At 62.0% G+C, this 24,544-nt stretch carries 19 protein-coding genes; 6 read left to right on the plus strand and 13 right to left on the minus strand.

Annotated features, from left to right (window positions below; translation table 11 throughout):
• Window positions 1-133 precede the first annotated feature (133 nt).
• Window positions 134-1,399 (minus strand): urea ABC transporter substrate-binding protein, encoded by a 1,266-nt coding sequence (gene urtA, locus CPH89_RS13315; RefSeq protein WP_053254109.1) that lies wholly within the window; start codon window positions 1,397-1,399, stop codon window positions 134-136.
• Window positions 1,400-1,652: 253 nt separating this feature from the next.
• On the opposite strand from urtA, the gene CPH89_RS13320 reads away from it, so the two are divergent.
• The gene (locus CPH89_RS13320; protein WP_307674875.1) at window positions 1,653-6,272 is read left to right on the plus strand and encodes a hypothetical protein; all 4,620 of its coding nucleotides are present in this window, start codon (window positions 1,653-1,655) and stop codon (window positions 6,270-6,272) included.
• Between the two features lie 2 nt (window positions 6,273-6,274).
• Here the strand turns inward: CPH89_RS13320 and CPH89_RS13325 are convergent, their stop codons facing one another.
• The 11 genes from CPH89_RS13325 to CPH89_RS13375 form a co-directional block, all read right to left on the minus strand.
• The gene (locus tag CPH89_RS13325) at window positions 6,275-7,285 is read right to left on the minus strand and encodes a FecCD family ABC transporter permease (RefSeq protein ID WP_053254110.1); all 1,011 of its coding nucleotides are present in this window, start codon (window positions 7,283-7,285) and stop codon (window positions 6,275-6,277) included.
• On the minus strand, window positions 7,282-8,229 hold the full coding sequence (locus CPH89_RS13330) for an ABC transporter substrate-binding protein (RefSeq protein WP_053254111.1): 948 nt from the start codon (window positions 8,227-8,229) through the stop codon (window positions 7,282-7,284). The genes CPH89_RS13325 and CPH89_RS13330 overlap by 4 nt, the downstream gene beginning before the upstream one ends.
• Window positions 8,226-9,014 (minus strand): ABC transporter ATP-binding protein, encoded by a 789-nt coding sequence (locus CPH89_RS13335; RefSeq protein WP_053254112.1) that lies wholly within the window; start codon window positions 9,012-9,014, stop codon window positions 8,226-8,228. Before CPH89_RS13335 ends, CPH89_RS13330 begins: the two co-directional genes overlap by 4 nt.
• A gap of 71 nt (window positions 9,015-9,085) precedes the next feature.
• The gene (locus CPH89_RS13340; protein WP_053254113.1) at window positions 9,086-11,194 is read right to left on the minus strand and encodes a TonB-dependent receptor; all 2,109 of its coding nucleotides are present in this window, start codon (window positions 11,192-11,194) and stop codon (window positions 9,086-9,088) included.
• Window positions 11,195-11,344: 150 nt separating this feature from the next.
• On the minus strand, window positions 11,345-12,727 hold the full coding sequence (locus CPH89_RS13345) for a PepSY-associated TM helix domain-containing protein (RefSeq protein WP_053254114.1): 1,383 nt from the start codon (window positions 12,725-12,727) through the stop codon (window positions 11,345-11,347).
• Window positions 12,728-12,825: 98 nt separating this feature from the next.
• A complete protein-coding gene (locus CPH89_RS13350) occupies window positions 12,826-14,886 on the minus strand; it encodes a TonB-dependent copper receptor (protein ID WP_053254115.1) in 2,061 nt (686 codons plus the stop codon).
• A gap of 93 nt (window positions 14,887-14,979) precedes the next feature.
• Window positions 14,980-15,345: a DUF2946 domain-containing protein gene (locus CPH89_RS13355; RefSeq protein WP_053254116.1), complete on the minus strand. Its 366-nt coding sequence runs from the start codon at window positions 15,343-15,345 to the stop codon at window positions 14,980-14,982.
• A gap of 64 nt (window positions 15,346-15,409) precedes the next feature.
• Window positions 15,410-15,892, minus strand: a complete 483-nt coding sequence (locus CPH89_RS13360; protein WP_053254117.1) for a copper chaperone PCu(A)C — start codon at window positions 15,890-15,892, stop codon at window positions 15,410-15,412.
• A gap of 46 nt (window positions 15,893-15,938) precedes the next feature.
• Window positions 15,939-16,334 carry a DUF2946 domain-containing protein gene (locus tag CPH89_RS13365; RefSeq protein WP_053254118.1) on the minus strand — a complete coding sequence of 132 codons (396 nt, stop codon included), beginning with the start codon at window positions 16,332-16,334 and terminating at the stop codon, window positions 15,939-15,941.
• Between the two features lie 277 nt (window positions 16,335-16,611).
• Complete coding sequence (locus CPH89_RS13370; RefSeq protein WP_053254119.1) at window positions 16,612-17,331, minus strand: cobalt-precorrin-6A reductase; 720 nt, start codon at window positions 17,329-17,331, stop codon at window positions 16,612-16,614.
• Window positions 17,328-18,533: a bifunctional cobalt-precorrin-7 (C(5))-methyltransferase/cobalt-precorrin-6B (C(15))-methyltransferase gene (locus tag CPH89_RS13375; protein WP_053254120.1), complete on the minus strand. Its 1,206-nt coding sequence runs from the start codon at window positions 18,531-18,533 to the stop codon at window positions 17,328-17,330. Before CPH89_RS13375 ends, CPH89_RS13370 begins: the two co-directional genes overlap by 4 nt.
• A 38-nt stretch (window positions 18,534-18,571) precedes the next feature.
• Between CPH89_RS13375 and cobG the strand changes: the two genes are divergently transcribed.
• From cobG to CPH89_RS13400, 5 genes are all read left to right on the plus strand, one after another.
• Entirely contained in the window at window positions 18,572-19,924 is a 1,353-nt protein-coding gene (cobG, locus tag CPH89_RS13380) for a precorrin-3B synthase (RefSeq protein WP_053254121.1), read from the plus strand.
• Window positions 19,917-20,543 carry a precorrin-8X methylmutase gene (locus CPH89_RS13385; RefSeq protein WP_053254122.1) on the plus strand — a complete coding sequence of 209 codons (627 nt, stop codon included), beginning with the start codon at window positions 19,917-19,919 and terminating at the stop codon, window positions 20,541-20,543. Before cobG ends, CPH89_RS13385 begins: the two co-directional genes overlap by 8 nt.
• Window positions 20,543-21,274, plus strand: coding sequence for a precorrin-2 C(20)-methyltransferase (locus tag CPH89_RS13390; protein ID WP_053254123.1), 732 nt, complete (start codon window positions 20,543-20,545; stop codon window positions 21,272-21,274). Before CPH89_RS13385 ends, CPH89_RS13390 begins: the two co-directional genes overlap by 1 nt.
• A complete protein-coding gene (gene cobJ, locus CPH89_RS13395) occupies window positions 21,274-22,911 on the plus strand; it encodes a precorrin-3B C(17)-methyltransferase (RefSeq protein ID WP_053254124.1) in 1,638 nt (545 codons plus the stop codon). Before CPH89_RS13390 ends, cobJ begins: the two co-directional genes overlap by 1 nt.
• Before the next feature lie 237 nt (window positions 22,912-23,148).
• A complete protein-coding gene (locus tag CPH89_RS13400; RefSeq protein ID WP_053254125.1) occupies window positions 23,149-23,928 on the plus strand; it encodes a hypothetical protein in 780 nt (259 codons plus the stop codon).
• Here CPH89_RS13400 and CPH89_RS13405 read toward each other — a convergent pair.
• The gene (locus CPH89_RS13405; RefSeq protein ID WP_003217330.1) at window positions 23,925-24,521 is read right to left on the minus strand and encodes a MarC family protein; all 597 of its coding nucleotides are present in this window, start codon (window positions 24,519-24,521) and stop codon (window positions 23,925-23,927) included. The two genes, CPH89_RS13400 and CPH89_RS13405, sit on opposite strands and share 4 nt — an antisense overlap.
• Window positions 24,522-24,544: the final 23 nt, after the last annotated feature.

A 24,544-nucleotide genomic window follows, 5' to 3' on the forward strand; every position in this document is an offset into this window, starting at 1 on the left:
GCCTTACGCGGACAAATGTGGGCGCTGGCTTGCCTGCGATCGCGGTGTTTCAGATACACCGAGTCGTCTGCATCGCAGGCAAGCCAGCTCCTACAGGGTTTGTGTCGACACTCTGGTGTCGACACCCCTCGGATCAGTTGCTCTTCACGGCGTAATCCGGCTTCTTGTCATTGCCTGGAATGTACGGGCTCCACGGCTGGGCGCGGATCGGTTTCTCGGTCTGCCACACCACCGAGAACTGCCCATCCGCCTGGATCTCGCCGATCATCACCGGCTTGTGCAGGTGGTGGTTGGTTTTATCCATGGTCAGGGTGAAGCCCGACGGCGCGGCGAAGGTCTGGCCGGCCATGGCTTCGCGCACCTTGTCGACGTCGGTGGACTTGGCTTTCTCAACCGCTTGCGCCCACATGTGGATGCCTACGTAGGTGGCTTCCATCGGGTCGTTGGTCACGGCTTTATCCGCGCCTGGCAGGTTGTGCGCCTTGGCGTAAGCCTTCCAGTCGGCGACGAACTTTTTGTTCACCGGGTTCTCCACCGACTCGAAGTAGTTCCAGGCTGCGAGGTTACCCACCAGCGGCTTGGTGTCGATGCCGCGCAGCTCTTCTTCACCGACGGAGAAGGCCACCACCGGTACGTCAGTCGCCTTCAAGCCCTGGTTGGCCAGCTCTTTGTAGAACGGCACGTTGGAGTCGCCATTCACGGTTGAGATCACCGCAGTCTTGCCGCCAGCGGAGAACTTTTTGATGTTGGCAACGATGGTCTGGTAATCGGCGTGGCCGAACGGGGTGTAGACCTCTTCGATATCTTTATCCGCTACGCCTTTTGAATGCAGGAACGAACGCAGGATTTTGTTGGTGGTGCGCGGGTACACGTAGTCGGTGCCGAGCAGGAAGAAACGCTTGGCGCCGCCCCCTTCTTCGCTCATCAGGTATTCAACTGCCGGGATCGCCTGCTGGTTCGGTGCTGCACCGGTATAGAACACGTTCGGCGACATCTCTTCGCCTTCGTACTGCACCGGGTAGAACAGCAAACCGTTGAGTTCTTCGAACACCGGCAACACCGATTTCCGCGACACCGACGTCCAGCAACCGAACACCACGGCGACCTTGTCCTGGGTCAGCAACTGGCGGCCTTTCTCGGCGAACAGCGGCCAGTTCGAGGCAGGGTCCACCACTACCGGTTCGAGCATCTTGCCGTTCACACCGCCTTTGGCGTTGATCTCATCGATGGTCATCAACGCCATATCTTTAAGCGAGGTTTCGGAGATTGCCATGGTCCCGGACAGCGAGTGCAGGATGCCGACCTTGATGGTCTCGGCGGCCTGTACGGTCCAGGTCAAACCCATGGCGGCAATCGATGCTGACAGGGTGAAAGCCTTGATCAAACTGCGACGCTTCATAGTGCGATCTCCGTAAGCCAATATTTTTGTGGGGCAGATACGCAGGACTTTGCAAAGGCTGTGCCTGCGCCACTCAACATGAGCATCTACAGGGGCTGGGCGCTGACGGGAGCAGTGTTGCGCACCAACTTGGCGCCGCAATGGGTGTCGGGTGCACGGGAGGCTTCAAAAAGGGGCGAAGGGGTAGATATACAGCGCAAGTCACCCGCCGGCCTGTTCCAGGATGCGGATTCAGACAAGGCGCTGTTTTGCCTTGGACCTTTTCGCCAGCGAGAACCTTATGGACACGATCCCTGCCACACCGGCTGATTCAACGCGCCATCCTGTGAAACACCCTCCCCTGAGCCCGGCGTTTATCAGCGCCGACGACGCAGCCCGTTGGGCACACGAGGCGATAGGCCGACGACGCGATGTCGAATATGGCGGTGTGATTCTCAAGCGCGGCAGTCGTTATTACGCGACTCAGCCCATACCGGATAGACGCATGGTCTTCGATCACGGGCTGCTGTTGGCCAAAGACAGTGAGGGCAACTTTATTGCCCCCGAGGGCTATGTGGCTGAGGCGTTCTATCACTCCCACCCTGCGGATGCCGTACAAATCCGGGCCATGTTTCCCAGCTTTACAGCCGACCAGGCGCAGCTGTTCAACAACTTTTACTCGACCGCAGACCAACTCTTCAGCTTCAGGAATCGGGCGTTCGCCAAGAGTCACTATTTTTCCGGGCCGGACAGTGTGTTGCTCAAATATGTCAGCAGTGGCTCGAGCGCGGAAAAAACCTATGGCCAAAAACTGCTGGCCGGAACCGTTGAACCAAGCAGTGATTTCGAATCGCCGGTCAGGAATCTCGCCGAGGTCGGAGAGTTGTGGGTACTGATTGCGAATGCAGTTTGGGGGGGCGTTCGTGGTCGGGTGACAAAGGGCTGGCGAATGAACACACCCGTGACCACCAGCGGTGGTGTACTGCAGCAGCCCTTTTTCACCTCGGTGTTCTCAACCCCGGAAGCGGCTGTGCTGGGTGGGTTTTTGCCCACTGACGCACTGGATCAACAGCCAAAGGTGGGGTTTGTGCTCAAGCACACCCGTCAGGAGGCTTACGTGGCGACGTTAGCGCTGCCCAAGCGCCAGCCTGTGTTTTCGCCCGATAATGTTTTTCCAACACGCCCCGATGGGAAGCTGCGGCTGCCCTCACAGTACCGGCTGGCGGCCATTTACTTCAGCAGTTGGTATGAAACGGACGAGGTTGCAGCGCGAGAAAAATGGCTGGCCAGTACCTTCTTTACACCGGCGCAGATAGTGGCCGCGACACGTCAGGCGCGGGCGACCCTGGACATTCAGGACCCGGTTCGTGGCTTGTCCCTGTACATGCAAGCGTCGGATGGTGCACTGCTGGCATTCAAGGTGCCAGAGGCCACGCCCACCAGCGATCTGGTCAGAATGGGAAGCGCGGGTGAAGTCAACGATAACGGCGCGCAGGCAGCCATGCTTGCGGGCACGTTGAGCCCGCGTGATTACGTGCGCAGAGTGATTGCAGCGACCGATTTGTCGGTGGTACAGGCCGGTGGTTTATGGCGTACGGTCGGCAGGGTGGATAACCGCTTCAACCTGCTGACGTCGTTTTATACGGCGACTTTGAGCCGCGCGTTTCTCTCTGCACGTGATGCGGTGGTGTATGCCCATGAACGCGTCGGCACCAGGCGCGACCGCTACTATGGAGGGTATGTGCTTGAGGGCGAAGACGGCCGCTTTGTTGTCACCGAGCCGGTGGAAAGCGCCGCCAACCCCTTTGCCTTCACGTTGTTTTTCCCCGCCGACAACAAAGGGCCGTTGATACCGCCCGAACCTTACAAGCTACATGGGCGTTACGGCTCCCATCCCGAACTGTCCATGGTCGATCCCGCGCCAGTGTTACGTCGCGGCTGGACGCGCGACGAGGCATTGATTAACCAGCAGGTGTTCAGCCCCGATGAGATGTATTCAATCATCGCGGCCGGGCGAGTGGCGTATCTGTCGGGGGCCGCGAATTGTTTGCTGGAGTACACCCCTGACCGCTCATCGGGAGAGCAGTTACTGCTCGACAACATTGCCCCGAATGCCGGGAATAACAGCCTGCAGCGGCGTCTCGAAAGTGGCCAGGTCAAGCCCGGCAACTGGGTCTGGCGGCTGGCGGAAGCGGGGAACTTCAAGATTATCCGGGGCAACCCGCTGTGGGGGCCGCGCTCAGTGGTCTACAACGACTGGACGGCCAACTACACCTACGCCCCGCGATCCGGCCCGCCCGACTACGTCACCTACGGTGCGGTATATGCCAGTGCCGACGAGGCGGCCCAGAACCTCCACGGTCGAGTACATGGACGTAACTTTCCCGAGGCGGCCTGTTTTGCCTTCATCCTCAAACATCAGGATCAGGAACAGTACATCGCAAGCGAAGTGGTGGGGGTCACCGATCAGAACAAATTGTTCAATCTTAACGGTGTGTTTGAACGCAATGCGGACCGCAGTTACCAACTGCCCGATGGGTTTGCCATTCACGGGCTGTTTCGCTCGCAGCAATGGTCACCCACCGGGCTGACGACGTCGAACGCATGGCTGACGCTGTTTTTTGTCACACCGGATGTGCTCTACGCCACCCTCTATGCCGCCAATCAGGAAGGTGCGAACCTCCCGCGAGTTTACTTTTCAACCCTGGATGGCGCGCTGCTGCGGTACGAGCCTGCGCCGCTTGACGTGAGCAGTGGCGGCGCCGCAGACAGGGTGTTGACCGAGGCCCGGGAGCAGTTGAATTCGGGTCAGCGCTCCCCTCTGGATTTCGTCAGGGAGTGGGCACTCAAGCGCAGTCTGCACGTCGTACGTGTCAGCCAGTGTTGGGATAAAAAAGGCGGGGTCAGCCCTACCTGGGCTGGCTATGAAACCTTGATGCCGCGGCGTTTAAGCCCCGCCTTCGCCAACCCTGACGACGCCGCCCGTCATGCTGCGGCCATGGTGCGCAAAGAAGGACGTGCTTATGGTGGGGTGCTCCTCAGGTTGGCTAACGGGTTGTTCGCCGCGACCGAGCCGCTGGTGCTTCCACCGCGTGGGCTTGCTTTGCACTGGATCTACCCGGATCAAGCGGTTGCCGTGGGGCTTTATCCAGGGGGCAGTTCGATTGTGGCGCGTTATCGGTCCGTGCTGGACCAAGAGGTGCCGTTGCTGTTGTCCACCACCCAAAAAGCGATCTACAAAAGCATGCTGCCGACGGCGGTGCTGTCCAACCTGCTGCACCGTGAAGCTCATATCAAGCGCGAGTATGTGTTTGGCGCTAATGGCTCGATCCTCAGTTATCAGCTGTCGGATTCTGATGGGCAATTGCAGCTCAAGGAGCGCCTGGCGCCGCGAAACCTGGTCAAAGGTGATTACGGCGACAACCGCGTCGAACAGCAGCTGCGCAGCGGCGCACTCTCGCCGCAGGCGTTTATCACTGAGGTGGCGAAGGTCGGTGATTTTTATGTGGTGGAGGGGGATTCGCTGTGGGGGATGCCCAGGAAGATCACCGGGGATTTTGTGGCGCATCAAACTCGGCCGAACCCCGGGGATATTCGGCAGGTGTTCCTCGATTCGCCCGGTGGCCCGATTTTCACCCGGGCGTTAGATGCCGTTCGTCACGCTCAGCGCGAGTGGACGCCGCAAGCCGATGTGGCGTTCGGTTATGTGCTGAAGTCGGTGAGCAAGCCGCTGTACATGACGACGTTGGCACTGGTGCGAGACAACCTTGCTGATTTCAAGCAGGTCTTTATCAACGGCCAGTTGCCCCAGGGCTATGTGCTCGACGGTTTGTATCTGTGCGCTTCGAATGTTGCCATTGCGGCGGACAATGACGAAATGGCACACAGTTTTCTAGCGCCCCAATACATTGCCAAGGCGCTGAACTTTATCAGCAGCGCGCGTACTGGAAGTGTTCTGCCGCTCTATCTGTTGTGCAGCGACGGTGCGTTACTCACGTACAGGTTCCCCAAAACGTCGTCACTTTACGATTGGACGAGCAGGGCGCACCTGGAGCGTACGCACTTGCTTCAAGGCTCCCTCACCGTCAGTGATTATGTGCGCCGCCTGGCAGGTGCCGGTGAGCTGTCCATTCGCGTCACCAGTGAAGTCTGGGGCAGGAAAGAGCGGGTCACTCTGCACTGGCTACCGAAAAGAGCGCCTCATGCGTTTGCTGACGACCCGTATTTTCATTCGTTCTGCGGCCCGCTGTTCTTTTATCCCGATGATGCCGCTCGGTATGCTCAGGGCTTGGTAGCGCCGTTCAAGGGCACGCAGTACCTGGGCGCGGTTCTGGTGCCTGGAGAAACAGCGGGGTATGTCGCGATTGACCCGGTGGAGGATCAGGGCACGGGAAGTACAAGTACCTTGGCGTTGCTGTTCTGGATTGATCATGCGGGCTTCGACGTGCCGCCCGGCAATGTGCTGAGTACCTACAAAATCGCAGCGGTGCAGTCGTTCTACAAAGCCATTGCCTCCACCTCCAGCCGCGAGCCGCTCGACATAAAACTGCTGGAGAACTTTGTCGCCAAGGATGACTTGCGTGACTATCTTGCGGTGGTCAAGCGCAATGCCCCCGAGGGTGCAAGGTGTTACCTGTCATGCCGGGGTGGGGCGCTGCTCAAGTACCTGCCCGTGCACAGCGCGGCTGAAACCACGCTGCTTGCTCCAGGTGAAGCGCCTGACCCAAGTGTATGGATCAGTCGGTTAAGAGCACTGGGTATTCTGTCCGTGTTGGTCTCCGATAGTTTCTGGACACGTGAGGGGGTGCTGGGTGAAGAGTGGAAAGTCAGCGAGGTGCAGGCCGAACCGCACGTCGACGAATATTGGTATGTGCATACCAAAGACGAACTCTGACCCTAGCGCCTGCGCATCAACCCAATAAAAAACAACCCGCCAATCGCCGCCGTCGCCACGCCAATGGGCAGGTCTTCGGGGGCGATCAAGGTCCGCGCCGCAACATCTACCCAGACCAGGAACACGCTGCCCAACAGTAGGCACACCGGCAACAATCGCCGGTGTTCGGCGCCGACCAGGCGTCGGGCAATGTGCGGCACCATCAGGCCAACAAAGCCGATGGAGCCGCTGATGGATACCAGTACGCCGGTCATCAGAGAGGCTATCAAAAACACCTTCAGCCGCACGTTCCGCGCGTTCAGGCCCAGGGTCACAGCGGTTTGCTCGCCGGCCATCAGAGCGTTCAATGGGCGCGCCATACCCAGCAACAGCAGCAGCCCGAAGACGACCGTCACGGCAGGAATCATCAGCAGTTCCCAGCGCGCCAGGCCCAGGCCGCCGAGCATCCAGAACATCACCGCTGAGGCTGCGCGGTGGTCGCCCATGAACAGCAACAGGTTGGCCACCGCCATCATCACGAACGACACCGCCACACCGCACAGTAACAGGCGATCACTCTCCAGCCGCCCGTGACGGCTGGCCACCGCCAGTACCACCAGCATGCTCAGCAACGCGCCGAGAAAGGCGGCGATGGGCAGCGTCAGCAGGCCGACGATTTCCCCGACGTGCAGCACCACAATCACCGCGCCCAGGGTCGCGCCGGAGGTCACGCCCAACAGGTGCGGGTCGGCCAGAGGGTTGCGCGTGACGGCCTGCAACACGGCGCCGATCAACGCCAGCCCGGCGCCCACCAGCGCGCCGAGCAACATGCGCGGCACGCGAATCAACCACACGATATGTTCCTGACCGGAACTCCAGTTCACGTCACCGAGGCCGAACGCCTTGTTCAGTAAAATACGCCACACCACGTCCACCGGCACCGGCGCCGAGCCGAACCCCAGCGAGACTACGCAAGAGATCATTAACAACGCGCCAAGGGCGACCAGCAACAGGGCGTAGCGCGGGGTAATCATTCGCCGTGGAACCCTTTGGCCAGGGTTTCCACCGCCAGCACGTTATCGATCCCCGGCGTGGCCTGCACATAAGGAATCACGATAAAACGCTGATTCTTGATGGCGTCCACCGACTGCAGGGCCGGGTTGTTGAGCAGGAATTGCGCCTTCTGCTCGGCGGTGATTTCGCTGTAGTCGACGATCACGATCACCTGGGGGTTGCGATCCACTACGGTCTCCCAGTTCACGCGCGTCCAGCTGGCATCCATGTCATCGAGAATATTGCGCCCACCGGCTGCTTCGATCAGCGCCTGCGGCATGCCCAGGCGGCCGGAGGTCATGGCGCGGTCTTCACCGCTGTCATAGAGAAACACGCGTGGTTTGTCGGTGGGCAGGTCTTTTTGCACCTCGGCCACTTGGGCCTGCATCTTTGCCACCAGCGCGTTGGCGCGGTCTTGCACATCGAAAATCTTTCCCAGGTTGCGCACGTCGGTATAGGTGTCTTCCAGTGTCGCGGCAGGGCGCTTCATCACAAACGCGCACGACTCGGTCAGCTCATACACATTGATGCCCAACGGTTGCAGGGTTTGCGGCGTGAGGTCGCCACCCACACGCATGCCGTAGTCCCAGCCGGCGAAGAAGAAATCCACGTTGGCGTTGAGCAGGGTTTCCACCGATGGGTACTTACTCGCCAGCTCCGGCAGGCCGTCGAGGGTCTCGGCCATCTCCGGCGTGACCGACTTCCAGCCGGTCACGCCGCTATAGCCTGCCATGTGCGACTTGAGGCCCAGGGCAAGCATCATCTGCGTCATGTTGATGTCATGGCTGACTGCGTGTTTCGGCGCCTCCTGAAAGGTCACGTCGCGGTTACAGCTTTTAATCGTCACTGGGTAATGGGTTGCTTCGGCAAACGCTTGAGCAGTGCCGAGTAACAAGGCGAGAGACAGCAGGGAGCGCAGGATCATGGTTGGGTTATCCAGGTGATTCGCGGGTAGCCAGACAGAGGGTGAGTGTCGATCAAGGCCTCGACGCCAAACACGTCGCGCAACAGTTCGGCGGTCAGCACGTCGTGAGGCGTGCCGCTGGCGACAATGCGCCCGTGGTTGATCACGTAAAGGCGATCACAAAAGGCAGCGGCCAGGTTCAGGTCGTGAATGCTGGCCAGTGTGCCGATGTTCAGGTGCTTGACCAGCCGTAGCAATGCCAGCTGATAGCGCGGGTCGAGGTGGTTGGTCGGCTCGTCAAGGATCAGCAGTTGCGGTTGCTGGGCCAGGGCACGGGCGAGAATCACCCTTTGTTTTTCGCCGCCGGACAGGGTGGCGAAAGCGTGGTCTTCAAAGCCCTGCATGCCGACTGAATTCAAGGCCTCTTGAATCAACTGTTGGTCGTGGCGCGTGTCGGCATCGAACAGGCCTTTGTGAGGCGTACGGCCCATGGCGACCACTTCATCTACGCGCAATCCGAAGGCGTCGGGAAACTCCTGCAACACCACGGCGATACGTTGCGCACACCACTTGGCGCTTTGTTTCCACACGTTCTGGTGTTCGAGCACCACGTCACCGTGTTCCGGTTTGCTGAACCGATAGGCGCAACGCAACAGGCTGGTCTTGCCGCTGCCGTTGGGTCCGATCAGGCCGACAAATTCGCCCGCACCGACCTGCAAGCTCGCGTCACGCAGTTGGAACCGGTGATTGCAGTGCTCGTGACCCGGCGGGGTCCAGCCAAGCTGGGTGAGACTGAGTGAAGGCATGGTCATACTCAAGGTCAGCGCAGATCAAAAAAGGTGGGAGCACGCTCGCACATGAGCCCCTGGGGTAGCCGTTAAAAGGTGTAGTCCGCGGTGACAAAAAACGAGCGCGGCTCGCCCAGGAGCCACTGTTGACCGTTGTTGTACTGGCTGACCGCATAGGTGCGGTTGAACAGGTTGTTCAGCTCCAGGCCCAGCGTGGTGTTGCGCATCGCCTTCCACGACACGGCCGCGTCGGCCACGGTGTAGCTCGGCACTTCACGGGTGTTGGCCGTGTCGGCATAACGGGCGCTGACGTAACGCACACCAGCGCCGGCGCGTATATCGTCGGTCACGGCGTTGCTCAGCCACAGGTTGGCGGTGCGGTTGGGGACATCCACCGGGCGGTTGCCGTTGCGGGAAATCGCCTGGCCGTTAACCACTTCAGAGAAGTCGTCGTACTGCGCGCGCACGATGGCGGCGTTGGCTTGCAGTTGCCAAGCGTCGGGCAGCTGCAGGTCGAGGCTGACCTCCAGGCCGTTGGACGATTGCTGACCCACTTGTTCTTTGAGGTCGGTGCCGGGAATGCTCACCAGCAATTTCTGTTTGACGATGTGGTAAGCCGCCAGGGTCCATTCGCCACGCGCGTCCCAGAACGCCTGCTTGAAGCCGACTTCAGCCTGTTTGGCGGTGGACAAACCGAACTGCTGCTGGCTCGGGCTCAGGCTGATCAGGCTGCCGACACCGTCGGTGCTGGTGGCGTACTGGCCGTAGACCGAAATGTCTGGAGTGATCGCGTAGACCAGTCCGGCTTTCCAGTTATTGCCGGTCAGGGTTGTGTCGGCGTCTCTGTTCGCGGTTGTCAGATCATTGCTATCGATGTGCAGATAGTCGCGGCGCACGCCGGTGATCAACGAGAGTTTGTCGCTGAGTTGCAGGCGGTTTTCGGCAAAGGCGGCGAGCTGTTTGGTGGTGGTAACGGACTGCGCAATAAATGGGCTGTCACTGACAAACGGTTGTGGCACCGGGTGCTGAATGTCCACCGGCTGGCCGCCGCCCGGCAAGTCGTCGAAGGGCGCATTGCTGACCAGATGAAAGCGAATACGGTTGTACTCGACGCCCGTCACGGTCTGGCTGTCGAGGCCGAACAGCGTGTGTTTGAACGTGAAGGTCTGGCGGTCGCCGACCTGTTCCTGGTTATGCTTGATGCCCAGGTAGTTCTGGCGCACCAAGCCACCGTCGACATCGTTATAGCTCTCGGCGTTCTGCCAGCGGCGCTGGTTTTTCAGGTACGACAGCTCGTTGGTGGCAGTGACGTTGTCATTGATCTGCCACGCGCTGGTCAGGCGCGTCCATTGGTCGTTGTAGTGCAGTGTGTTGTTGCTGACGTTGTAGTTCTTGGCGCGCAGGCTTTTGTGTAACTGGCCGTTGATCAGCGGGGTGCCGTAGTCGTTCTGTGGGCGCTGGTCGCCATAGTCGTGGGCCAGGGTGACGCTGAGGTTGTCGGCCGGTTGCCAGCGCAGGGCGGCGCTGACGAAGTCGCTGGCCGAGTCGCCACGGTCGATGAAACCGTTGCTGCGCAGGCGGTTGATGTTCAGGCGATAGCTCAGCGTGTCGGTCAGCGAGCCGCCGCTGTCCAGGGCTTGCTGCTGGCGGTCATAGGACCCGTAGCCGAGACGGATGTGGTTTTCGATCTGGCCTTCAAACGGCTTCTTCGAAAGAGTGTTGATCACCGCGCCCGTGGCGCCCTGGCCATACATGACCGAAGCCGGGCCGCGCAGAACGTCCACGCGCTCAACCGACCAGGTGTCCACCGGGAAGGTGGAAGTGCCCGCGCCATCGAACATGCGCTGGCCGTCGTACAACTGCAATACCGAACTTTGCCCGGTAAAACCGCGTGCCTGTAACGAGGTACCGCCGTCGCCCGGTGTTCCGGTGCGGGTGATGCCGGTGGCGCGGGAGATGGCGTCCTGCACGCTGGCGTCGCCGCGTTGGCGGATTTTTTCGCCGGTCTGGCTCTCGACGCTGCCCGGCGTTTGCAAGGCCGTGAGGTTCAGGCGCGAGCCGGCGGTGGTCGGGGTATTCAAGTCGACGCGTTCATCATCCACGGCCGGCGCGGTCACGGGGCTGGCGGGCAGGGTCAGGGCCTGGGCGCTGTTATGCAAAGCGAGCAGGCACAGGCCGCACGCGAAGTACTTGTTCATGGGTCGATCTATCGCTTCTTGGGAGGTGCTCGCCGCAGGGCGCGGCGAGCAACGATAACGCAGAAAGTGTTATAAGTTAACACTTATTGGCTGCGGGACAAAGGTCGCGCAAGGCTACAGAAGGGCTCTGTGCTGGGCATCTCGCCTGTTTCATGCCGAACCTGAGGCGGATTCATGTGGGTTGAAAAAGCGCGCCAACACCAGGCGATCCACTGCCCACACCACGATCAACGAGGCGCCCACCAAAGGGAAAATGATCGCCAGCGCGAGCATGATCACCACCGCGGTTTTCCACGTCGGCAGGTCATGGCGCAACGGTGGAACGCCGAGCCCGCCCTGTGGCCGGCGCTTCCACCAGATCACCACACCACTGACCGCACTGAGCAAAATCAGCAGGCAAATCAGCAGCACGATCAGTTGGTTCACCCAGCCGAACATCTTGCCTTCGTGCAGCATCACGCCTGTCTCGGTGGCGCGGGCGACGGTGTTGTAGTGTTCCCAGCGCACATCGGCCAGCACTTTGCCGCTGTACTGGTCCACATGCAGGGTGGCGTCGTTGCGCGGGTCGTTGGCAAATACCGCGACCGTGAACACGCCGTCGGCAGTGGTCGGGAAGGTGATGCTGTAGCCGGGCTCGACCTTGCGTGCGGTGGCCAGGTCGACGACTTGTTGCAGGCGCACAGCCGGCGCGGCCGGTGCGCTGTTCATGGCGCCGTGCTTCATGTGTTCGGCGTGGTCGCCGGACATCGGCATCGGCGTATTTTCCATGGCCCAGGGCACGGTTTGTTGGCTGGCGGTATTGAGGACGCGTGCCTGCTGGTCAGACTGCGGCACGTTGTTCCACATCGCCGCCGGGAAGGTGTTCCACAGTTCGGCGTATTGCTTGCCCCAGAAGCCGGTCCAGGTCATGCCGCTGAGCAGCATCACCAGCAGAAACGCCGCGCCCCAGAAGCCTGCAACCGCATGCATGTCACGCCAGAACACCCGGCCGCTGCGGCTGAACCGTGGCCACAACACACCGGTCGACGACCTGCCGCGAGGCCACCACAGGTACACGCCGGACACCACCAGCATCACGCCCCAACCGGCGGCGAGCTCCACCAGGCGATCACCCACGGTGCCGATCATCAGCTCACCGTGCAGGGCCCGGGCGATGGCCTGCAGGTTGTTTTTTGCATCCTGTTCGCCGAGTACGGTGCCGCGATACGGGTCAACAAACACCGTCACGTCGCGCCCGCCTGCCTGCATCACAAATTGCGCGCTGCTGGTGGCGTCGGCTGGCGGCAGGTACTTGCTGATTTTGCCTTGGGGAAAAGCTGCCTGGGCCCTCTGCAATTGCTCGTCGGCACTCAGTGCGTGCTCGGCGCTTTGCACTTTGAGCAGGTCGCCATACATCAGTGGGTCAAGCTGGGGTTTGAACAGGTAGATGATGCCGGTCAGTGCCAGCAGCACCATGAAAGGCGCGACGAACAGCCCGGCGTAGAAGTGCCAGCGCCAGGCGAGGTTGTAGAAGGAAATCTTTTGAGTGGTCATCAGGGGGCTCCGCAAGGCATTATTTTTTTGGGTCAGTTATGCCGCCATCGGGAGCAAGCCCCCTCCCGCATGTGGGAGGGGGCTTGCTCCCGATGCGGTTAGAAGCTCATGTCCACCTTGGTCCAGAGCGTGCGCCCCGGCTCCTTGATGGCTTGCGGGTCGTTGGCCGGGTAGCCGAACCCGGCGTTGCCGGCCAGGTTCAGGTGCTCGGCGTAGGCTTTGCCGAACAGGTTGTCGACGCCGGTGCTGACCTTGAAGTTTTTATTGATGCGGTACGCGGCGTTCAGCGAGAACACACCAAAGCCGGCGCTCTTGTCGAAGTCCTTGCCGACCACATTGCCTTTGTTCTGGTCGATACGGTTTTGCGCCGCGACCACTCGCCACAAGGCGCCGGCGCTCCAGTCGTCCTGGCTGTACGTCAGGCCGAACCGTGCATCCAACGGCGGCATCTGTGGCAGTGCCTTGCCGTCGCTGCTGTTCTTGCCCCAGGCATAGGCGAGCGTGGCGTCGGCCTTCCAGTTCTGGGTCAACTTGTAGGCCGTACCGAGTTCGCCGCCCATGATCCGCGCGTCGACATTGCGGGCCTGGGAGGTGGTACCCATCATGCCGGGCTTGTAGTCGAACAGGATGAAATCGCGCACCTGGCCGACATAACCCGAGGCCCAGGCCTCCAGGTCGGCAGTTTTGTACTGGGCGCCGAAGTCGAGCTGAGTGGTCTTCTCCGGCTTCACGCCGTCGAAGGCATTCACCGAACCTACCGCGCCGGTGTTGGGGGAAAACAGCTCCCAGTAATCCGGGAAACGTTCCGAGTGGCCAAGGCCTGCATAGAGGGTGGTGGGGCTGTCGGCCAGGTCGTGTTCATAACGCATGAAGCCCGATGGCAAGGTGTCGGTGCGGGTGTCGTTGGCGGTCGGGTTGGGGCGGGCCATCATTCCCGAGCCGGTGGTTTGGCGGAAGTCCTTGGCTGAGGCACGGTCCAGGCGCGCGCCGCTGATCAGGCGATCGCGGTCCGCGGCGTACCAGGTCAGTTCGCCAAACACGCCGTAATTATGAAAGTTGGCGTCCTTGTTACGCGGCACATCCTTATAGGTGTCGATGCCCATGCCCATGCGCTGGCGGTGCTCGTCGGTCTGCGCATCCAGGCCGCCGATCAGCTGCACATCGGCCCAGCGCCAGGTCGCCTTGATCCGCGCGCCCAAGGTGCGCCGGTCGACGTTGGAGGCCATGGGGCCAGCCATCATCCCGGTGCCTGACGGAGTGCGCAGGCTGTAGTTGTCCATCACATGGTCGGCGTAGTTGTAGTAAACCTGGGCTTCGACCTTATCCAGCACCTCACCGATATTGGACTTTTCGAAGCGCAGCCCCAGGCTTTCGCGCAGGAACTGCGAACCGTCCATGCCGCGCCCGGCGTAGCGTGCTTCGCCATCGCCACGCCCGGCGGTGAGTTCCAGCAGGGTATCCGCGTCGGGGGTGAAACCGACGGCGACGTCGCCATTCCACTTGTCGTAGCGCGAGGCGACGGTGTGGTTGTTGCCGTCTTTGTAATCGTCGGCATGCGCCTGGTTGCCGATCACTCGCACATAACCCAATGGGCCACCTGCGGCGGCATCGATGACTTTATCGAAGCGCCCGTTGGAGCCGGCCAGCACACTGGCGTTGACCCGTGTGCCCAACTCGCCGAACTGCTCCGGCTCGCGCTCGAACAGGACAGTACCGGCCGACGCGCCCGGGCCCCAGAGCACGGTTTGTGGACCTTTGATCACCGTGAGCTTGTCGTAGGTCTCCGGCGAGATATACGAGGTGGGCGCATCCATTCGGCCCGGGCAGGCGCCGAGCATCACGCCGCCATTGGTGAGGATATTCAGGCGCGAGCCGAACATGCCGCGCAGCACCGGGTCGCCGTTGGTACCGCCGTTGCGCACGAGGGCGAAGCCGGGGATGGTCTTGAGGTAGTCGCCGCCGTCACTGGCCGGCACTGGCTGGCGCGGGTCTTTCGGGTTGGTAACCACGGTCAGCGGCGAGCTGGGCGCGATCGCCGTGATGACGGTGGGGCTCAATTCGTGATCTTCAGCCTGTGCCTGTGGCACCAACAGTGTGCCAAGCAGAACAGCGAAAACGGGGGTGCATCCCATACGGGGGTCAGCAGAAAACCTGGACATGAAAAATTCCATCAATCATTCGTAAACAACACGGCCAGCAGCCTGCGGCTGTCTGTCTAAAGTCGGCCGGGGTGAAGTAACGCAGTGAGGTGCTTACGCGACGACGGGCGGGGCGCGGCTGCGGGCGCCGGGGAAGATGCTCTGCCGGGCATGGCCCAGGCGCGGGGCGGGGGTTAGGGCGGTAGCCGACGGCGGGGTGCCGAGGGTGACATAGGACACACTGCCGGGCAGGGCCGGGCAACTGAACAGCAGGCTGCAATAGCCGCATTTTTCCCAGAGGACGTGGTGTTCGTCCGGCGCTTTGCTGTGCTTGGGTTCGCCATGGCAGCCGGGCATGTCCATGGGCATGGACATGCTCATCGACATACCGGCGTGATGATCCATCGGCATCGCTTGGGAAATCAGCGGACCGATAAAAATCATCAGCATGGCGAACAGGCTGATCCAACTGCCGCGCATCAGGCTCATGGGCCTGCGGCGCGGCGCGGAAAACCTGGCGCGTGGGGCGCCCATCGAGGTTGGCCTATTGAGCGTGCATATGCTCGTGGCCGGCCATCGGTGGCGCTTTTTGTACCGAGACGTCCACGCGTACCTTGCCGGCTTTTTCGAAGGTCAGGGTCAGTGGGAATTGCTTGCCATCGGTCAGCAGGCTGCGGTCTTTCAGGCCCAGCAACATCACGTGATAGGCCATCGGTGCGAAGGTCAAGTCACCCTTGGCTGGTACGGCAACGCTGGGCACTTGTTGCATCTTCATCAAGTCGCCCTGCATCACATGCTCATGCAGCTCGGCCTTGTCGGCCACTGGCGTTTCGACACTGAGCAGGCGGTCCGGGGTAACACCGGTGTTATGGATCACGAAATACGCCGCGACCGTGGGCGCATTCGGCGGCAACTCCTGGGACCAGGGGTCGCTGACGAGCAGGTCGCCGGCTTTGTAGTCATCGGCATTGGCAGCACTGAACACCGGCAGCAGCAACGCAGCCAGAAGCAGGGAAGATTTGAGCATGGCAGTTCTCCAGAACGGTTCTAAACGCAGTTCACTTGCGAACAAATCAGACCGTTGGAGAGGCGCGCGGGTTGAGGCTCGGCCATTGCTGGCGCGGGGTCGGGGCTTGCAATGACGGCGGTGGCAGGCTCTGTGCGGCGGCAAACCGCGTGACATACAACTGCGGCACATGCCCCGGCAACGCCACTAATGGCGCGGAGCCCGAGCAACACCAGCAATGCTGCATGGTGGAATGATCGTCCTGCTGCGGCGCCGGAATTTCCAGTTTGCCCAGGGCAATGGTTTTCAGGCTGGCGCCATTGGAGGAACAAAAGCTGCCCCACAGCAATTGCTGGAGGGGGTCGCTGGACTGCTGCATCGCGCTGGCCATCGGCATGGCAAAGGCGTTGAACAGCACTGCAAAGCAGGCGATCCAGGCAATTGCAAAGCGTTGACGGGCCATGGCGGACAATCCGTAGGGTTAAGCGATCAGGTGGGTATTTAGCCTGATCGGTAAGGATAAGTAAAAAAGCGCGGTGTGGTTTGGTGTCGCAGTGGTTGCCTTCATGATAGTCGGGAACCACAGATTGCCAATTTTGCCGGTGAGTCGCGACATCCAGGCTGACCCTGAACCCTGTGGGCGCTGGCTGGCTCGCGAAGGCGCCGTGTCAGTCACCTGATGTGCTGGCTGACACGCTGCTTTCGCGAGCAAGCCCGCTCCCACCCTGGATAGGTGGTGTTTACAGCGGGTTGACGGCCTGTAGCACCGCAGCCACGGAGGTGAACGCTCGATCCACCAGAGCCAGCACGGGACGCTTCAATACCAGCACCGGTATTCCGAGCTCCCGCGCCACCTCCAGCTTCGGCTCAGTGGCCGTGCTGCCGCTGTTCTTGCTGATCAGCACATCAATCCCACACAGCTCAAACAGTGCGCGCTCATCCTCGATCAGAAACGGCCCACGCGCCCCGATCACTTCACAGCGTGCATTTCCCGGATACACATCCAGCGCGCGCAGCGTCCAGAATTGGTCGGCGGGGATTTCATCGAGATGCTGCAACGGCTCGCGGCCCAAGGTGAAAAGTGGCCGCTTGAAGGGCTGCATCGCCTCGATCAGCTCAGCCCAATCACTGACTTCACGCCAGTCATCCCCCACCTGCGGCTGCCACGCCGGGCGGCGCAATGCCCAGCACGGAATGCCACACAATCGGGCAGCCTGGGCAGCGTTCTGGCTGATCTGTGCCGCATAGGGATGCGTGGCATCCAGGATCAGGCTGATATTTTCAGCGCGCACAAACTGCGCCAGGCCTTCAGCCCCGCCGTAGCCGCCAACGCGCACCTGGCAGGGCAGATCGGTGGGCACACGCCCAACCCCCGCCAGGCTGTAGATATGCTCTGGCCCCAGCGTGCGGGCAATGGCCAGTGCTTCAGTCACACCGCCCAGCAGCAGGATGCGTTTCATAGGGGCTTAACCACGTCCAACAGGGTAATCGGCAACGCCTGGCGCCAGGTGTCGAACTCGCCCAGCGGCTGGGCCTGTGCCACATGGATACGGGTCAACTCGCCGCCGTGTTGGGCGCGCCAGGCCATCAGGGTCATTTCGCTTTGCAGGGTTACCGCATTGGCGACCAGACGCCCGCCGGGGCGCAGGTGCTGCCAGCAGGTGTCGAGCACGCCGTCGCGGGTGACGCCGCCGCCGATGAAGATCGCGTCCGGTGCTTCCAGGCCGTGCAGCACGTCCGGTGCCTTGCCACGAATCAATTGCAAGCCGGGCACACCGAGGGCGTCGCGGTTATGTTCGATCAGGCCTTGGCGCCCTGCGTCGGCCTCGATGGCCAGCGCACGGCAACTCGGGTGCGCGCGCATCCATTCAATACCGATCGAACCACTCCCGGCGCCCACATCCCAGAGCAATTCGCCGGGCATGGGCGCGAGCCGCGCGAGCGTCATGGCCCGCACATCGCGTTTGGTCAGTTGGCCGTCGTGCTTGAACGCCGTATCCGGCAGACCGGCGAGGCGCGACAGGCGCGGGGTATTGGCGTCGGCCAGGCAGTCGATGGCGACCACATTCAAGTCGGCCACCAAGGCGTGCTGCCACGCCTGCGCCAAGCCCTCGATGCGCCGCTCATCTTTGCCGCCGAGGTGTTCGAACACGCTGATACGGCTTGGTCCGAAGCCGGATTCAACCAGCAGCGCGGCAATCGCCGCAGGGCTGCGCCCGTCATTGCTCAACACCAGCAGGCGTGCACCACTGGCCAGGTGCGCATTCAGCGCCGCCAGCGGCCGGGCGACCACGGACACGGTCACCACCTCCTGCAACGCCCAACCCAAGCGCGCCGCCGCCAGGGATACGGACGAAGGCGCCGGCAAAATCAGCAATTCCTCAGCGGCCACCTGCCGCGCCAGGCTGGCCCCCACGCCGTAGAACATCGGGTCGCCGCTGGCCAGCACGCACACCGGCTCGCCGCGCCGCGCCAGCACCGGTTCCAGGGAAAACGGGCTCGGCCATCGCTGGCGTTCACCACGAATGCACACCGGCAACAGGTCCAACTGACGTTGGCCGCCTATAATCCGGGAGGCCTGCAACAAGGCATGCCGGGCATTTCTGCCCAGCCCCTTGAAGCCGTCTTCACCGATGCCTACTACCGTCAGCCAGGGCGACATATGAATTCCTTGAACGACATCCGACGGGCAGGCTTTTCATGCCGCCGGACAAAGCAGGCATAATACCGCGCCTTTACCCGTCAACCGGTAGCCCCGTGAACCCAACGCCTGCTCTGAACACCTTGCGCCCCTCGGCTTGTCCGGGGTTGCTGCGTATCGTCCAGGCGTTGGATGGCGGCATTTGCCGGATCAAACTGGCCGGCGGTTCGATCAGCGCCAGCCAGGCCCATGCGGTAGCGGACGCCGCCCAGGCCTATGCGGGTGGGGTGATCGAGGCGACCAACCGCGCCAACGTGCAGATTCGCGGGATCGGCGCCGAGCAGGACGCCTTGATCGCAATGCTTCTTGCCGCCGACCTGGGCCCGAACAACGCCGCCGGTGACGACGTGCGCAACCTGATGCTCAGCCCCAGCGCCGGTATCGATCCGCACATGCTGTTCGACACCCGCCCGCTGGCCGACCAGATCCTCGCCACCCTGCAAGACCATCCTCGCTTCCATGCGCTGTCGGCCAAGTTCGCTGTGCAATTGGATGGCGGCGAAGCCCTGGCGATGCTCGAACACCACCATGACCTGTGGCTGTCGGCCTTTGAACGCGAGGGCGAGACACTGCTAGCGTTTGGTCTGGCCGGCTGCCCCGGGCTGGATGCGCCGCTGGCCGCCGTGCCGTTGGCGCAGGGCCATGCGTTGGTGGTGGCGGTGTTGGAGCGGTTTCTCGACCTGGCGACGCCTGCGCAAACCCGGATGCGGCATTTGCCTGTGGATAACTTCTTGAGCCGTCTAAGCCTGCCGTTGCTGCCGGTTGATGGTTTCAAACGCCCGGCCAGCGGGGCGCTGCTGCATCTGGGTAGTTATCCACAGCGCCAACACGATCATGTCTACGTCGCCGTCGTTGCACCACTGGGGCGGCTCGACTCAAGCATGCTCAAGGGCGCCGCCAACCTGGCCACTGATTACGGCGACGGCACGCTGCGTTTCACGCCCTGGCAGGGTCTGCTGCTGCCCAACGTACACACGGATAACGCCGCCAGCGTCACCGAGCGTCTGGCGCAGCTGGGCTTTCTCTGCTCGGTCGAGCAACCGCTGGCACGCATGATCGCCTGTACCGGCTCAAGCGGCTGTGGCAAAGGCCTGGCCGACACCAAGGCCGACGCCGTGCAACTGGCGGCCCTGCAACCCGGCCATGACGTGCACCTGTCCGGCTGCCTGCGTTCCTGCGCCGCTGCGCATGTCGCGCCGGTCACCTTGCTGGCGGTGAGCCCCGGCCACTACGACGTCTATTTTCGCGAGGCAGCCGCGCAAGGTTTCGGCCGGCTGCACGCGCGCACTCTTTCCATTGAAGCGGCGGGCGCCCTGTTACGCGCACGCTCACGGAGCAACACCGATGATTGATTACATCCGCGACGGTCAGGAGATCTATCGCAACTCCTTCGCCATTATTCGCGCGGAAGCCAAGTTGGACCGCATCCCGGCCGACCTGGAAAAACTCGCGGTACGCGTGATTCATGCGTGCGGCATGGTCGAGGCCATCGACGGCCTGCAGTTCTCCAACGGTGCGGGTAAGGCCGGGCGCGATGCGTTGGCCGCTGGCGCGCCGATCCTGTGTGATGCGCGGATGGTCTCCGAAGGCGTGACCCGCGCGCGGCTGCCGGCCAACAATCAAGTGATCTGCACCTTGCGCGACGACAGCGTGCCGGCGTTGGCGCGGGAATTGGGCAACACCCGTTCCGCCGCCGCGCTGGAGCTGTGGCGCCCGCACCTGGAAGGCAGCGTGGTGGTCATTGGCAACGCGCCGACCGCCTTGTTCTACCTGCTGGAAATGCTCGACGCCGGCGCGCCGAAACCGGCGTTGATCCTGGGGTTTCCGGTAGGGTTTGTCGGCGCCGCTGAGTCCAAGGCGATGCTGGCGGCCGACAGCCGTGGCGTACCGTTCGTGATCATGCAAGGCCGTCTCGGCGGCAGTGCGATGGCCGCCGCCGCAGTCAACGCCTTGGCCACGGAGGTCGAATAATGCAGGCACGTGGACGGTTGATTGGCCTGGGTGTGGGCCCCGGCGACCCGGAACTGATTACCCTCAAGGCCCTGCGCCTGCTGCGCGAATCGCCGGTGGTGGCGTACTTCGTGGCCAAGGGCAAGAAGGGCAATGCCTTCGGTATCATCGAAGACCACCTGGTGGCGCAGCAGACCCTGATGCCGCTGGTGTACCCGGTGACCACTGAAGTGCTGCCGGCACCGATGTCCTATGAACAAATCATCAGCGACTTCTACGACAACGCCAGTCTCGACGTGGCCGCCCACCTGGATGCAGGCCGCGATGTCGCCGTGATCTGCGAAGGCGACCCGTTCTTTTACGGCTCCTACATGTATCTGCATGACCGCCTGGCCGAGCGTTATGAGGCGCAAGTGATCCCCGGCGTGTGCTCCATGCTCGGCGGCGCCTCGGTGCTCGGCGCACCGTTGGTGTATCGCAATCAGAGCCTGTCGGTGCTCTCTGGTGTGTTGCCCGCGGATGACCTCAAGCGGCGCCTGGCAGATGCCGATGCGGCGGTGATCATGAAGCTGGGCCGCAACTTCCCCAAAGTGCGCCAGGTACTGGAGGAACTCGGCATGGCCGAACGCGCGTTGTACGTAGAACGCGCGACCATGGCTAACCAGAAAATCGTGGCGCTGGATCAGGTCGACCCGGCGTCTTCGCCGTACTTCTCGCTGATCATCGTGCCGGGCGAAAGGTGGCAAGGTTGATGCGCCCGGCGATTGTCATCCTGGGCCAGGGCAGTCTGGCGACTGCGCGCAAGCTCCAGCGTGTTTACCCGGGCGCGCTGATCCATGGCCTGGCCGGTAGGGTCGAAGGCGCGGACCACACGTACAGCGAGTTCGGCGCGACGTTGCGCCAGCTTTACCAACAAGGTACGCCGCTGATCGCCCTGTGCGCGGCCGGCATCATCATCCGTACCCTGGCGCCGCTATTGCTCGAAAAGGGTGAAGAGCCTGCGGTGCTGGCCGTTGCTGAAGATGGCAGTGCCGTGGTGCCGTTGCTCGGTGGTTTGGGCGGTGTGAACGTCATGGCGCGAGACATCGCGGCTGCATTGGGCGTTGCCGCTGCTATCACGACCAGTGGCGAGCTGCGTTTCGGCACTTGCCTGCTCAACCCGCCTGCGGGTTACCAACTGGCCGACCTGGAGCTGGGCAAACGCTTCGTCTCGGACCTGCTCGCCGGAGAACGCGTGCGCATTGAAGGCGCGGCGCCGTGGCTGGATCAGGCCAATCTGCCGCAGGATCAGCACGCACGCTTGGCGATTCACGTGAGCAGCGCCCAGCGTGTGCCGGCGGACCACGAATTACTGATTTATCCGAAGACGGTGTGTGTCACCTGCAAACCGGCGGCGCAATTGGCCGAGCGTGTGCGGGCGGCCTTGCACGCTGCGGGCATTGCTGTGCAATCCCTGGCCTGCCTGTTGGCCAGTGCTACGCAGATGGCTGACGCATCCTTGCACGATGCTGCACTGCAATTAGGGGTGCCGTTGCGGTTCGCTGACGTTGAGCAAGACGCGGACATCGTCATCACCGTTGCAGAGCAACCTCTGGACCTGTCGCGCGTGGGCCGGCCGCGTGGGCGTCTGGCGGTGATTGGCCTGGGCCCGGGCGCGGCCGAGTTGATGGTCCCGGCAGTCAAGGCGGAACTGGCGCGCTGCACCGATGTGCTGGGCTATGAAACCTACGTGCGCATGGCCGGGCCGTTCCGTGATGATCAGGTGCAGCATTGCACCGATAACCGCGAAGAAATGCAGCGCGCGCGGCATGCGTTTGAGCTGGCGGCGCAAGGGCGCTCAGTGGTGGTGGTGTCGTCCGGCGACCCCGGCGTGTTTGCGATGGCAGCGGCGGTCATCGAGGCGTTGCACGCGTCGAGCGACCCGGCCTGGCATCAAGTCGATCTGGAGATCCTGCCGGGCGTCTCGGCCTCGCTGGCCACCGCCGCTCAGGCGGGGGCGCCGCTGGGGCATGACTTCTGCGTGATGTCGCTGTCGGACAACCTCAAGCCCTGGTCGATTATTGAAAAGCGCCTGGACCTGGCATCCCAGGCCGACCTGGCCCTGGCGTTCTACAACCCAATCTCGCGCTCGCGCCCGTGGCAATTGGGGCGCGCGCTGGAAATCGTCGCAGTGCACCGCACGCCACAGACGCCGGTTGTGCTGGGGCGTGACATCGGTCGACCGGGCCAGACCTTGCGTGTCACCACGCTGGGGCAGCTGACGCCTGAGCAGGTCGACATGCGCACCATGGTGCTGATCGGCTCGTCCACCACCTGCGCGTTTGCGCGGGCCGGTGGCGGCGAGTGGGTGTACACGCCGCGCTGGTATGGCGAGAAACCCGCCGGCTGAAAGCGGTCTGCCGTAAGCAGGAAAGCTCCGAGTAACGCCGGGTGAAAACCGACCGTTATTCGGGGCTTTTTCTTTTTTTGTCGCTGAAACAGGGAAGGCCCACGGAGGCGCGTCGTTATTGCTGGGGGGCGCTTTTTCGCCGGTTGTGCCAAGCGATGTTTGTCGTCTGGCGAGCGCACCTGCGACTCGACTAGTGTGGGGGCAAGCCCCATGTGGGGTGCTTGTGGAGAACGGAAAATGGAGCGATATCACAAAAGGATCATCAGTGCGAAAAGGCGCAAGTTGATTGCCGCCTACAAGCTGCCAGGGGCGCCGGCAATCACGCCCTCTTCGCCGCTGGACACTGAGGATGATTGCAATGCGGCAGTGGTGAACAACGGTGTTATCTCGTTTATCGAGGGTATGTCTGCGCTGAACCGCGAGTACATCCGCAAAAGCTATTTGCTGGCCAGTGGTTATGTCAGCGATGTGTTGAAAGTAAAACGCGGCACGGAGGCGTGGTACGACGAATTTATCAAGGTGATGATCAGCCTGGGCTGGTTGCCGGTGCGCAGCAGCTTCGAGCGGGTCAAAAGCTCGGGCAAGGGCCTGACGGTGCAAACGGCCGCGCTTAATATCATCGCGGCAATGCTGGCGTCGACGTCGCTGGCCATGCCACTGCTGGCAGCGCTGCCGAAGCTGGCAGCCGACGCATTGGAGGCCATGAAGCAGCAACCCGCGTCCTTCGAGTTGTTCAAGCGCAACAGCACGGTGCATCAGGGCGGTGATTTCGGCTTGGCCTCGTGTGCCGAGACCGATGGCGAAGTGATGATGGTGTTAGTGACTTACAGCAGTCACGGCGTCAGCAAACAGGTCGGCGTGCCTTTTCTGGAGTGGGACAGCGCCTCGTTTGAGGCCTTCAGCGGGCAGACGTGCCTGCTGCTGAATACCTCGGTGGTCACCGAAAAGACCCTGCAGCTGATGCGCGAAAGCGCGGGAGACAAGGTGCAGTCGGCAATCGCCCAGTATCGGATTTAAGGCACCAGGTAGCCGCGCACCCCGGTAAATATGATTTGCGCGGCAAGCGCACACACGAACAACCCCATCAACCGGCTGACAATCTGCAAGCCCTGGTCGCCGAGAATGCGTTCGATACGGTTGGACAAATACAGCACCACGCCCACCGTGAGGCTGGCCAGGGCGATGCTGAGGATGGCGGTGATCTTGTCATCCCAATGCGGTTGGCTGACGCCCATCACCAGCAGTGCACCGATGGTGCCGGGGCCAACGGTGAGGGGGATGGTCAGCGGTACAATGGTCACGTCCTGCTGCACATTGTCGGTCTGCACCGCTGACTTGCCTTGGGCCATGCCCAGGGCTGAGATAAACAGCACGCTGCCGGCACCGATGCGGAAGGCGTCCACCGTGATACCGAACACACTGAAAATCACCCGGCCAAACAGGTAGAGCAATACGCTCGACACCAGCGTTGCCAACGCCACTTTCCAGGCCAGGCGCCTGCGCTCCTTGCTGGAATAACCACGGGTCAGGCTGATAAAGCAGGACAGCACAAAAAACGGGCTGTAGAGCACCAGCATCTTCAGGTAAACGCTGAATAACACATGGAGCATGGGCGCGGCTCACAGGCGGGGGA

This window comes from Pseudomonas fluorescens (assembly GCF_900215245.1).
GTDB classification, from domain to species: domain Bacteria; phylum Pseudomonadota; class Gammaproteobacteria; order Pseudomonadales; family Pseudomonadaceae; genus Aquipseudomonas; species Aquipseudomonas fluorescens.